General features: G+C 61.4%; 12 protein-coding genes. 10 read left to right on the top strand and 2 right to left on the bottom strand.

What is annotated here, in order from left to right:
* Positions 1 to 108: 108 nt before the first annotated feature.
* The 5 genes from P3G66_RS06205 (at position 109) to P3G66_RS06185 (ending at position 4,982) form a co-directional block, all read left to right on the top strand.
* Complete coding sequence (locus P3G66_RS06205; RefSeq protein ID WP_039973464.1) at positions 109 to 465, top strand: YraN family protein; 357 nt, start codon at positions 109 to 111, stop codon at positions 463 to 465.
* Positions 465 to 1,973: a YifB family Mg chelatase-like AAA ATPase gene (locus tag P3G66_RS06200; RefSeq protein WP_007734866.1), complete on the top strand. Its 1,509-nt coding sequence runs from the start codon at positions 465 to 467 to the stop codon at positions 1,971 to 1,973. Before P3G66_RS06205 ends, P3G66_RS06200 begins: the two co-directional genes overlap by 1 nt.
* Complete coding sequence (gene dprA, locus P3G66_RS06195) at positions 1,970 to 3,097, top strand: DNA-processing protein DprA (protein WP_030535668.1); 1,128 nt, start codon at positions 1,970 to 1,972, stop codon at positions 3,095 to 3,097. The genes P3G66_RS06200 and dprA overlap by 4 nt, the downstream gene beginning before the upstream one ends.
* A gap of 461 nt (positions 3,098 to 3,558) precedes the next feature.
* The gene (locus P3G66_RS06190) at positions 3,559 to 3,918 is read left to right on the top strand and encodes an Lsr2 family protein (protein ID WP_003942721.1); all 360 of its coding nucleotides are present in this window, start codon (positions 3,559 to 3,561) and stop codon (positions 3,916 to 3,918) included.
* A gap of 293 nt (positions 3,919 to 4,211) precedes the next feature.
* Positions 4,212 to 4,982 carry a siderophore-interacting protein gene (locus tag P3G66_RS06185; protein WP_075832967.1) on the top strand — a complete coding sequence of 257 codons (771 nt, stop codon included), beginning with the start codon at positions 4,212 to 4,214 and terminating at the stop codon, positions 4,980 to 4,982.
* On the opposite strand, the gene P3G66_RS06180 is transcribed toward P3G66_RS06185, so the two are convergent.
* The gene (locus P3G66_RS06180; RefSeq protein ID WP_193595762.1) at positions 4,979 to 6,151 is read right to left on the bottom strand and encodes a multidrug effflux MFS transporter; all 1,173 of its coding nucleotides are present in this window, start codon (positions 6,149 to 6,151) and stop codon (positions 4,979 to 4,981) included. The genes P3G66_RS06185 and P3G66_RS06180 overlap by 4 nt on opposite strands.
* An 84-nt stretch (positions 6,152 to 6,235) precedes the next feature.
* On the opposite strand from P3G66_RS06180, the gene P3G66_RS06175 reads away from it, so the two are divergent.
* The gene (locus tag P3G66_RS06175; RefSeq protein ID WP_003942767.1) at positions 6,236 to 7,162 is read left to right on the top strand and encodes a tyrosine recombinase XerC; all 927 of its coding nucleotides are present in this window, start codon (positions 6,236 to 6,238) and stop codon (positions 7,160 to 7,162) included.
* 123 nt (positions 7,163 to 7,285) lie between these two features.
* The gene (locus tag P3G66_RS06170) at positions 7,286 to 8,395 is read left to right on the top strand and encodes an AAA family ATPase (protein ID WP_193595384.1); all 1,110 of its coding nucleotides are present in this window, start codon (positions 7,286 to 7,288) and stop codon (positions 8,393 to 8,395) included.
* Positions 8,396 to 8,420: 25 nt separating this feature from the next.
* Here P3G66_RS06170 and P3G66_RS06165 read toward each other — a convergent pair whose 3' ends face one another.
* Positions 8,421 to 8,915 (bottom strand): M23 family metallopeptidase, encoded by a 495-nt coding sequence (locus P3G66_RS06165; RefSeq protein ID WP_231915103.1) that lies wholly within the window; start codon positions 8,913 to 8,915, stop codon positions 8,421 to 8,423.
* 313 nt (positions 8,916 to 9,228) lie between these two features.
* Here P3G66_RS06165 and rpsB point away from each other — a divergent pair, with 313 nt between their 5' ends.
* The 3 genes from rpsB to pyrH all read left to right on the top strand — a co-directional run bounded on the left by rpsB (position 9,229) and on the right by pyrH (position 11,977).
* A complete protein-coding gene (gene rpsB / locus P3G66_RS06160; RefSeq protein ID WP_003942709.1) occupies positions 9,229 to 10,086 on the top strand; it encodes a 30S ribosomal protein S2 in 858 nt (285 codons plus the stop codon).
* A gap of 134 nt (positions 10,087 to 10,220) precedes the next feature.
* Complete coding sequence (gene tsf / locus P3G66_RS06155; RefSeq protein WP_003942779.1) at positions 10,221 to 11,048, top strand: translation elongation factor Ts; 828 nt, start codon at positions 10,221 to 10,223, stop codon at positions 11,046 to 11,048.
* Between the two features lie 200 nt (positions 11,049 to 11,248).
* On the top strand, positions 11,249 to 11,977 hold the full coding sequence (gene pyrH / locus P3G66_RS06150) for a UMP kinase (protein WP_003942722.1): 729 nt from the start codon (positions 11,249 to 11,251) through the stop codon (positions 11,975 to 11,977).
* Positions 11,978 to 12,009 lie beyond the last annotated feature (32 nt).

The raw sequence follows: 12,009 nt of genomic DNA, 5'->3' as shown, positions 1-12,009 counted from the left end.
GTGAACAGGTTGTTTTCGGATGGCTTGGTTTTGTGGTGGTGGGTTGAGGGTGGTGGTTGGGACGCGTTTCGTATGGGCGGGCGCGGGGTGTGAGTGGTGGGGGCTGCGATGGCGAGGAATATGGCGTTGGGGGCTCGGGGCGAGGATGTGGCTGTCGAGTTCCTGATCGATGCGGGTTTGGAGATTGTCGAACGCAATTGGCGTTGTCGGTACGGCGAGTTGGATGTTGTTGCGACGTCCGGTGATCGAATTGTGTTCGTGGAGGTGAAGACTCGCTCGGGTGCCGGGTACGGGAGTCCGGCGGAGTCGGTGACGTTCGCGAAGCAGCGTCGGATTCGGGTGTTGGCGATGCACTGGCTCACTGATTCGGGCCGGTCGTGGTCGAGGGTCCGTTTCGATGTGGTGGCGGTGTTGATCGGCCGGGACGGCGTGCCTTCGGTCGAGCATTTTGTGGATGCGTTCTGATGGCGTTGGGGCGGGCGCATTCTGTTGCGGTCAGTGGTGTGGACGGGCAGATAGTGGAGATCGAGGCGGATATCGGGCGCGGGTTGCCTGCGGTGCATTTGGTGGGGCTGCCTGATACGGCGTTGCACGAGTCGCGTGATCGGATTCGAGCGGCGGTGACCAATTCTGGTGAGGAGTGGCCGGACAGCAAGGTGATTTTGGCGTTGTCGCCGGCGACGTTGCCGAAGGTGGGCAGTGTTTACGATTTGGCTTTGTCGTTGTCAGTTCTCGATGCGGCGAAGAAGTTGCCGCGGAAGTTGTTGCGGGAGACTGTGTTTTTGGGGGAGTTGGCGCTCGACGGTCGTTTGCGGACGGTGCGTGGTGTGTTGCCTGCGGTGCTTGCGGCGAAGCGGGCGGGGTGGGGGACTGTGGTGGTTCCGGCTCGGGCGTTGGCTGAGGCGGGCTTGGTGAAGGGGATCGAGGTGCTGGGCGCTGACGATCTGTCCGCGGTGATCGGGTGGTTGCGTGGGGAGTTGGCGCTTGCTGTTCCTGATGTTTTCGAGCGTGCTGGTGTGGTGGCGGTGCGGGATTTGAGTGAGGTTGTCGGGCAGACGGATGCTCGGTGGGCGATCGAGGTTGCTGCGGCGGGTGCGCATCATTTGATGTTGACGGGTCCGCCGGGGATCGGGAAAACGATGTTGGCGCAGAGGCTTCCGGGGATTCTTCCGCCGTTGACGGAGGGGGAGTCGTTGGAGGTGACGGCGATTCATTCGGTGGCGGGGGTGTTGCCGGAGGATCGGCCGTTGATCGATATGCCGCCTTTCATTGCGCCGCATCACAGTTCGTCGGTCAGTTCGCTGGTGGGTGGTGGTAGTGGGATGGCTCGTCCTGGTGCGGTCAGCCGCGCCCATCGCGGCGTGCTGTTTCTCGACGAATGTGCCGAGATCGGGGTGAAGGTGCTCGAAGCGCTACGCACACCACTCGAAGACGGGGAAGTGCGAATCGCCCGGCGGGACGGAGTTGCTCGGTACCCGGCGCGGTTCCAGCTGATCCTGGCCGCGAATCCGTGCCCATGCGCGCCGCCGCGAGACGCGGACTGCGTCTGCGCACCCGCGGCGCGTCGCCGTTACCTGGGGAAATTGTCTGGCCCGTTGTTGGACCGAGTCGACATCAGGGTCCGGATGCAGGCGGTAGCAACCGGAGCGCTGATCGACGAAGTGGGGGAAAGCACCAGCGATGTTCGTGCGCGCGTGGCGGCGGCTCGGGACACTGCAGCCCAGCGGTGGAGTGAGTACGGGTGGCGGACCAACGCGGAGGTACCAGGGCCGGCGTTGAGACAGAAGTTCAGACTCTCGCGTGCAGCGCTGGCGCCGGTGGAACGGGCGCTGCGTAAAGGTGTCATCACTGCTCGTGGGGCGGACCGAGCGTTGCGGGTTGCCTGGAGTGTCGCCGATCTGGCAGGTGAAGCGATGCCCGGACCAGACCAAGTTGTCACCGCACTCGACTTTCGAGACAGGGGATTCCAATGACTGCACACGATCCACGACTACTCGCTTGGGCATATCTGTCCCGCGTCGTGCAGGGCCCTAGCGCATATATGTCCATGTTGATCGGCGAGCTCGGGGTCGAAGAAACTGCGAGGGCGGTTCGCAACGGCGATCTGCCACCCGCGATCGAGGAGAAGACGCGAGCCCGCGCTCACATCGACACAGCCCAACGAGACCTCGACCTGATGGAGGCGATGGGTGGCAGACTCGTAACACCGAACTGCGCCGATTGGCCGGCGTGGCGAATGCTTTCCTTTGACGGACTCGATCCCTCCGGGGGTGAGACGGCGCCATTTGTGTTGTGGGTGTTGGGGTCCAGGGATTTGGTTGATCTGACCGAGAGATCGGTTGGAATTGTGGGCACGCGGGCATCGACTGCGTACGGCGAACACGTGACGGCAGAGATTGCCGGTGACCTCGCTGTCGACGGATGGACCGTGATTTCCGGGGCGGCCTTCGGTATCGACGGGGCCGCGCACCGCGCTGCATTGGGCGTAGGTGGAAACACACTGGCTGTCTTGGCCTGTGGCGTGGATCGAGCGTATCCGTCAGGGCATGCGCGACTACTCAAACAGATAGCGAGTTCGGGTGCAGTGATAAGTGAATATCCGCCGGGCACAACACCTGCAAAGTTCCGGTTTCTGGCAAGGAATCGACTGGTAGCTGCGTTGTCGGACGGAGTAGTGGTGGTCGAGGCGGGTTGGCGCAGTGGTGCACGCAATACCGCCAATTGGGCTCGGAAGTTAGGCCGTCCCGTGATGGCGGTGCCCGGACCGGTTACCTCGGCATCGTCGACCGGATGCCACCGGATGATCCGAGAAGGTGAAGCGCAACTCGTGTCCAATGCCGTGGATGTAGTCGAAGCGTCAGGCCCATTTGGTGTCGGGGATTCCGCGGAGGATGCGGCCGCGACGCGTGACATCGACGCATTGCGAGGCAATTCTCGATTGGTATACGAAGCATTGCCGGGAACGGGGTCTCGCAGTACGCGTGAGTTGTCCGAGGAATCGGGATTGCTCATAGCTCAGGTTCGTGCCACTCTTCCTCTGCTCGAACTGGAGGGATTTGCAAGTTCTGATTCCAGTGGTTGGTTTCGGACGCGGTAGTACGTGAACTACTTCTGCGCCCGTCAGACCATGCGTGGCGATGCTCACTAATCGTTTGCGAAGACCGTGAATCGTCAATACCCGCAGCGCATCGGAAATGGCACGTCAGGGCTATTTTTCACGAATTTGCTCGACTGTGTGCAATGTAATTCTCGATGCGTTTCGCCGACCCGACCTGCAAGTTCGACGGGTCTCAGGAAAGCCTCAGGTCAATGTGCATGGAAGTCCGATTAGTCTGGATCACGATGACGGCGGGCATTGATTGACACCCGGCATCCGAGGGATGAATGTGCAGAATTTTCAGGGTCGTGTTCGGTCGAGGCAATGCCGCTAACCCGCTGCTAATTCGGACCATTGAGTCTGTTCGGAAACGGTGAAGGCTTTCGAACTTCTTTTGTTCATCAACGCTCTATCTGTGTATTGTGAAGGAGAATTGAATCGATCATTGAAAGAGGAGTGCAATGGCTGAGAAGCTGATTCGGCAACTCATCGACGACCTTGATGGTAAGCCGATTGACGATGGATTCGGTGATCGAATTGAGTTCTCTTACCAGGGAACGGATTACGTGATCGATCTGCGCGCCACCAATGCAGAGAAGTTCGACGCTGCGGTGAAGCCGTTCGTCGAGGCTGCTGCGAAGGTGAGCGGGAAGCGCGGCAAGAAGGCTCAGGCCGCATCTCCGCAGGCCACATCAGGTTCCGGACGCTCCAAGGAGACGCTCCAGGCCATCCGTGACTGGGCAGGTAAGAACGGTTACGAAGTTGCTCCGCGTGGGCGTATCAAAGCGGAAATCATCGACGCTTTCGACGCTGCACACTAGATTGAATTAAATACACCTCTGGCTCTCGGCGAACTCGCCGGGAGCCAGAGGTGTATTTTACTGTTGCTTTGCCGAGTTCTCGGACAGCTTTGTCCAAGAGGTCGTCCGTGTGAAGCAGATCAGATAATTCGTCTAAACAGCACCGAATTTACCCAGCAGATTGGTCGGTTTCTTTCGCTCTGCACAAAGGTCGACAGAGCGCTGCGTGGAGTCGCCGACGAGGTATTTCGCCCTCGTGCTGCAATTGTCGTGTACATTAGTTAGGTAACACTAACTTTCGGAAGGATCTTTCTGTGGCCAAGCCGACAACTGCATTGACGGTTCTGCGGACCGAACAATTGACCCCCCATATGGTACGAGTGTTTCTCGGGGGACCAGGTTTCGAGTCGTTCACTCCCAGCGAATACAGCGATTCCTATGTAAAGATCGAATTCGGCACTCCTGATCAGCCGACACTGCGCACCTACACGATTCGATCGTACGATCTTGATGCCAAAGAGATTGCAATCGATTTTGTCGTCCACGGCGACATGGGTGTTGCAGGTCCGTGGGCCGCGTCGGTTCAGCCGGGCGCTGAGATTACTCTGCGGGGACCCGGTGGCGCGTTTTCGCCGTCACCAACCGCTGATTGGTATCTCTTCGTCGGAGACGAGACCGCAATACCCGCTATTTCCGCGTCGATAGCGAGATTGGCGCCGGATGCGGTCGGCTACGCCGTCGTCGAAGTCGGTGGACCGGAAGACGAAATCGCGCTCGATGCCCCAGAAGGTATTGCCGTGACCTGGCTGCATCGCGGGGCATCGTCCGACGCGGTCGGCGAAGAATTGGCGGGCGACAACGCTCCGGTTGTCGCCGCGGTCAAGGCTCTCGAGTGGTTGCCGGGCGAACCGCACGTGTTCATTCACGGTGAAGCGCAAGCCGTCATGCACAACCTCCGGCCGTACATTCGCAAGGAACGAAATGTCCCGGCGTCGGCCGCTTCCATTTCCGGCTATTGGCGTCGTGGTCGCACCGAAGAGGGCTTCCGGGTCTGGAAGTCCGAACTCGCTGCGGCCGAAAACTAACTCGCGGCGGCCGTGCCGCGAGTCAGCAACACGAGCGCAACGGCCGCGAGAACTCCGAAGGTGGGAATTGCGATTGCCATCGGAACTGCCGTGTCTTCTCCCGCAATTCCCACCAATGGCGAAACCAGCGCCGCCAAGCCGAACTGGCCCGCTCCCATCAACGCTGAACCGGTCCCGGCCGCGTTGGTGACCTCTCCTTGGGCGAGAGCGGTCGCATTCCCCATGATGAACCCGATGCTCGAAATTGCCACGAACAGTGGGACCAAGATCAACCAGGTATTCGTGGAACTGAAAACCACGCTGGTGCAGAACAATACGGCGCCGCCCATGAGGAGTAGGCACACCCCGAAACGCAGCAGCGTGCGTGCTCCGACGCGACCGAGCAGGCGAGTGGTGATCATCGCTGCCGTGACCATTCCGGTGGCGTTCACTGCGAACACGATCGAGAATTGTGACGGACTCAGCCCGAGAACGTTCTGAACGACGAACGGTGACGCGGAGATGTACGCGAACAGGGCGCCGAATCCGAAGACGAATGCGAGCGCATATCCGAGGTAGTGCCGATTGCGGACCACGTATCGCAGATTCGAGATCAGGGCCTTCAATCCGCCGCCGTGGCGTCGCTCGGGCGGAAGTGTCTCGGGAACGAGCAAAACGACACCAGCCACCATTACAGCGCCCGCGACCGCCAGGACCCAGAAGATCCCGCGCCACCCGACGGGGCCGAGAAGTGCGCCGCCGATCAGTGGCGCGACCACGGGAGCGATACCGCCGATGATCATCATGATGCTGAAGAGCTTCGCTGCGTCGTCGCCACGCGCTCGGTCGGCAATACAAGCGCGGGCAAGAACGATGGCAGCGCCTCCACTCAAGCCCTGGACGAGTCGTGCACCGATGAGAAACTCGATGTTCGGCGCCACCGCGCATGCCGCGCCGCTCAGTGCCGTGATGATTGTCGCGGCCAGCAGTATTCGTCGCCTGCCAAGTCCGTCGGAGATCGGACCGATGATCAGCTGGCCGATTCCGAGGCCTGCCATGAAGGTGGTCAGCGTGAGCTGAACGCTGGCCGCAGTAGTGTCGAGTGCATCCGCCATCAACGGTAGGCCGGGCAGGTACATGTCGATGGACAGTGGAGCGATTGCGGAAATCAGTGCCAGTACGCACAACATCTTCAGAGGAATTGCTCGATTCACCGATCAACCCTATCGGCGAGGGAGCTTGCAGTTTCAATCGCGGCGAGCGAGCGTGTGTTCATGACTGACGCATTGCCGGCGAGCTTGAGCGTTCACCTCGATGCGTATGCCGAGCACCTCCGACTGAGCCGAGGCCGGTCGGAACACACGATCCGCGCCTACGTCGGTGACGCGCGGGCATTGCTGACCCATTTCTCCGCGGGTTCGGAGAATGCAGATCTCGACCGCCTCGACCTAAGTGTCATGCGTTCGTGGTTGGCCGCCCAGAATGCCGTAGGAACAGCCCGTACGACGGTAGCTCGACGGGCTTCTTCGGCGCGTGGGTTCACTGCGTGGCTCGCGCAGACCGGACGCATTTCCGTCGACCCGGGCACACGTCTGGCGGCTCCACCCGCTCGCCGGACGCTGCCGACGGTGCTGCGTCAGAGCCAGGCCCTCGACGCAATGGATGCGGCGGAAAGCGGTGCGCAGCAACAAGAGCCGCTCGCCCTGCGAGACCGACTCATCGTGGAATTGTTGTACTCCACCGGAATTCGCGTCGGCGAGTTGTGTGGACTGGACGTCGAGTCGGTCGATGCCGATCGACGTTTGCTTCGTGTTCTCGGCAAGGGGAACAAGGAGCGGTCGGTGCCATACGGCCTGCCCGCAGAATCGGCACTGAACGGCTGGCTGGAGCACGGACGACCCGCGCTGTGTTCGGATCGGTCCGGGCGAGCGTTGCTCCTCGGAGTTCGAGGCGGCCGGCTCGATCAGCGTCAGGCGCGTTCGGTGGTCCACGAAACCATGGCTGCAATTCCAGGGGCTCCCGACATGGGTCCGCACGGGCTTCGGCACTCGGCTGCGACACATTTGCTGGAGGGTGGTGCGGACCTTCGTGTGGTCCAAGAACTCCTCGGTCATGCGAGTTTGGCGACCACTCAGCTGTACACGCACGTGTCGGTCGAACGGCTTCGATCCGTCCACGATCAGGCCCATCCGCGCGCCTGATTTGTGGAGCGACGCGAGTTCTCGGCCGGTATTTGGTAGCGTCGCAGCTCAGAAGAGTGAACAATCGGCAAAGTTCGATCGTCGTGTCGAGACACTCGATTACATGCGATATCCGGGGGATTCGTGAACCGCCAAGATGTGAAGCACCTGCCGAACAGCGGCCAACCAGCCTGGCTGTCCGAATCGCCGCAACCGGCTCCCGGGCCGGCGCCGACGCCGGAGCCTGTGGCGCGACTGCAAGAGGTCTGGTCCGCGCCACCGCCACCGTCGAGCCAACAGCAGGTGACAAACCAGGATCTGGTTGCCGAAGCTTTACTGAAACGCCCGAAACGGACGCCGCGTGGCGGCTGGCGTAGGGGATTGCATCGTGCGACCGGAGGTGTGGTCAATCTGGGGGATTCGACCAACGAACAGCGCAACCGTGCACTGGCCGCCCGAATCGAGCAGCCGATCCGCAACGACTACCGAGTCGCTCTGCTCTCGCTCAAAGGGGGCGTGGGCAAGACGACGGTCACGGTCGGACTCGGTGCGACGTTTGCTTCGCTGCGTGGTGACTGCGTCGTGGCGGTTGACGCCAATCCCGATTTCGGGACTTTGGCACAACGTGTTCCGCTGCAGACCAATTCGACAGTGCGCGATCTGATTGCTGCTAGACCGGACATAAAGAGCTATTCGGACGTTCGAGTGCACACATCCCAGTCGTCGAGTCGTCTCGAGGTGCTGGCGAGTGAGCAGGATCCGGCGATTTCGGAGGCATTCAGCGAGGCCGACTATCGCCAGGTCATCGACATCTTGCAGGTCTACTACAACATCATCCTCACTGATTGCGGTACCGGGATCATGCACTCGGCGATGAACGGCGTTCTGGATCTTGCCAATTCGTTGGTTCTGGTCAGTTCGCCGGCAATCGACGGAGCGCGCAGTGCGGCGGCAACGCTCGATTGGCTTCAGTTGCACGGATACGGCCATCTGGTCGAGCGGACCGTCGTCGTCATCAGCGCCGCCAGACCAGGGTCGAGCGTCATCGACATGGACGCGTTGGTGGACTATTTCATGCGTCGATGCCGCGCCGTCGAGGTCATTCCTTTCGACGAGCATCTCGCGGAGGGGTCGGTGATGGACCTCGAATTGATGCGACCGGCCACCAGACGAGCGTTCATGGAACTGGCAGCGATGGTGGCCGACGACTTCGCGGACGCTGTGGGTCGGCACGCCGTCTCCGAGTGGCACTGATTCTGCGACCGATTTCTGCGACCGATCAGCCTCCTTTCAATGGCTTGAGCCTGAGCGGTTGCGACCGAACCAGTCCGAGTGGATCGAGATACTCGCGTCCTCTGCGCAAGCCCCAGTGCAAACATGCTTCGACAGCGCACCCTTCGTGCCCGGTTTCGAGGGTTCCGATCACTGACCTGGCTGCGACGCGTTCACCTGTGCGAACGACTGCGGTGACGGGTTCGTAGGTCGTGCGTAGGCCGCCGGAATGATCGATCGACACCGTCGGCTTTCCGGCGACCACTCCCGCGAACACCACGATGCCGTCGCCGGCCGCGAGGACGGATTGGCCGGCGCTGCCGCCGAGATCGACCCCGCGATGACCCGGCAGCCAGTTCTCGGCCGGTTTGTCGAAAGCGCGTTCCACGTGCGGCCGAGGAGCGAGCGGCCAGTCGAATCGCGTGTCTGCTGACGCCGTGCCTACGGCGACACAGCAGGAGATCACGGCAAAGACCACGCCTCGTCGAGCTCCGCGCAACATCGTCATTCCTTGATCTTGCGTGGAGTAGCGCACGCTTCAATGCAGATCAGACGGGTAATCCACAAGGCAGCCACCGATCCACAACCGCCGGTTCGGTCTGTTGCTTCCGGGGTGGTTATGGCATCGGGGGACGAGGACGTACACTTGTCGAGCGGTCTGTGCTCGCACAGTCCGACTTCGCGCGCCCGCGCACGTTTTCCGGCCTCGGCTGGTCCTGGTTCTCACGAAACAGGTCCGACGGCCGTGCGGGTGCCAGGGCAGGGATCACCCGATCGCCTGCATCAACCGGATTGAAAGTTTGAGGTACACAGCCATGGCTGTCGTAACCATGAAGCAGATGCTCGATAGTGGAACCCACTTCGGACATCAGACCCGTCGCTGGAACCCGAAGATGAAGCGATTCATCTTGACCGACCGCAACGGCATCTACATCATCGACCTCCAGCAGACGCTGACGTACATCGACAAGGCGTACGAGTTCGTCAAGGAGACCGTTGCCCACGGCGGCACCGTTCTCTTCGTCGGTACCAAGAAGCAGGCGCAGGAGTCCATCGCTTCCGAAGCGACTCGCGTCGGAATGCCCTACGTCAACCAGCGTTGGCTCGGCGGCATGCTCACCAACTTCACCACCGTTCACAAGCGTCTGCTTCGCCTCAAGGAGCTCGAGGCAATGGAGCAGACCGGTGGATTCGAAGGTCGCACCAAGAAGGAAATCCTCATGCTCACGCGTGAGATGACCAAGCTGGATCGCACCCTCGGTGGTATCCGCGACATGGCCAAGGTTCCTTCCGCGGTGTGGATCGTCGACACCAACAAGGAGCACCTGGCAGTTGCCGAGGCTCGCAAGCTGAACATCCCGGTCATCGCGATCCTGGACACCAACTGCGACCCCGACCTCGTCGACTACCCGATCCCGGGCAACGACGACGCCATCCGTTCCGCAGCACTGCTGACCAAGGTTGTCGCTTCCGCGGTTGCCGAAGGTGTGCAGGCACGTGCAGGACTGAGCGCCGACAAGGACGCGAAGCCCGAAGCCGGCGCAGGTGAGCCCCTCGCCGAGTGGGAGCAGGAACTGCTCTCGCAGGCAGCTCCGGCCGCAGAGGCTGAGGCAGCTCCGGCTGCAGAGGCTGAGGCAGCCCCCGCCGCAGAGGCACCGGCCACCGAGGCCTGATTCGTTGAAACCGGCCCTGACCAAGAGTTCTTTTGGTCAGGGCCGTTTCACCGTTAGGCCCGAGCACCACCGTCAGGCCGTGCTTCACCGTTAGTCCTAGGTCCGAAACAGACACATGAGGAGGCTCGCTAATCATGGCGAACTACACCGCCGCTGACGTCAAGCGGCTCCGTGAGCTCACCGGCTCCGGAATGATGGCATGTAAGAACGCACTCGCAGATGCAGACGGCGATTTCGACAAGGCCGTCGAGCAGCTGCGCATCAAGGGCGCGAAGGATGTCGGAAAGCGCGCAGAGCGCACCACCGCTGAGGGTCTCGTCGTCGCCAAGGACGGCGTCATGATCGAGATCAACTGCGAGACCGACTTCGTCGCCAAGAACGACGAGTTCATCAAGCTGGCCGACGAGATCGTGACCGTCGCTGCTGCTGGTAAGCCTGCTGACCTCGACGCTCTCAAGGCACTCGAGCTCGACGGCAAGACCATCGACACCGTCATTGCGGAGCAGTCCGCGAAGATCGGTGAGAAGCTCGAACTGAGCCGCGTCGCTTCCTTCGACGGCCCCGTTGCCGTTTACCTGCACAAGCGCAGCTCCGACTTGCCGCCCGCTGTCGGCGTTCTCGTCGAGTACACCGGTGAAGGCGATGTTGCTGCTGAGGCCGCTCGCGGCGCTGCAATGCAGGTCGCAGCACTCAAGGCGAAGTACGTCACGCGTGACGAGGTTCCCGAGGAGATCGTCGCTTCCGAGCGTCACATCGCCGAAGAGACCGCCCGCGCAGAAGGCAAGCCCGAGCAGGCACTGCCGAAGATCATCGAAGGCCGCGTCAACGGTTACTTCAAGGACGTCGTTCTGACCGAGCAGTCTTCGGTCACGGACTCCAAGAAGACCGTCAAGGCGATCCTCGACGAGGCAGGCGTGACCATCAAGCGCTTCGTGCGTTTCGAGGTCGGCGCCTCCGCTTAATTCGGAGCCCGCACACATGGACCCCGCCTGAAGAGCATTTGCTCTACCGGCGGGGTCTACGTGTACCTGGGGCCTCCGATGAGGCAGGATGAGAGTGCCTCGGGACGAGTCCCGGGGGCTTTCCTATGCCGCGGTGTCCGATTCGGCGGCAGAAGAAGAATGAAGGACCTACAAGGTCTTGTATCGAACTGAGGAGAACAATGTCCGAACCAGCCAACGAACGTCCAGGATTCAAGCGGGTCCTGCTCAAACTCGGCGGCGAAATGTTCGGAGGCGGCAAAGTCGGTCTCGATCCCGACGTGGTCACCAAGGTGGCTGAGCAGATCGCAGAGGTCGTTCGATCGGGCGTACAGGTTGCAGTGGTCATCGGCGGCGGAAACTTCTTCCGCGGAGCGGAACTGCAGCAGCGTGGCCTCGATCGCGCGCGCTCCGACTACATGGGCATGCTAGGCACCGTCATGAACTGCCTCGCTCTGCAGGATTTCCTGGAGAAGGCGGGCGTCGATTCTCGCGTGCAGACGGCCATCACCATGGGCCAGGTCGCCGAGCCGTACCTCCCCCTTCGCGCACGCAGGCACCTCGAGAAGGGGCGCGTAGTCATCTTCGGTGCCGGGATGGGTATGCCCTACTTCTCGACTGACACCACTGCTGCGCAGCGCGCGCTGGAGATCGGTGCCGAGGTAGTGCTGATGGCCAAGGCTGTCGACGGCGTCTACTCGGCCGACCCGCGTCTCGACCCGGACGCGACGATGTACGAACAGATCACGCACCGTGAGGTCATCGAACGTGAGCTCAAGGTCGCGGACGCGACGGCATTCAGCCTGTGCATGGACAACTCGATGCCGATGATGGTGTTCAACCTCCTCACCGAAGGAAACATCGCTCGCGCGGTGTCCGGTGAGAAGATCGGCACCCTGATCAAGTCGTGAGTGACACCCAAAAAATGATGCAGAACAACATG

The organism is Rhodococcus sp. C3V, from assembly GCF_029269915.1.
GTDB classification, from domain to species: domain Bacteria; phylum Actinomycetota; class Actinomycetes; order Mycobacteriales; family Mycobacteriaceae; genus Rhodococcus_F; species Rhodococcus_F qingshengii.
Note: the sequence above shows the minus strand (reverse complement) of the source record. Positions and strands in the feature narration are given on the sequence as shown.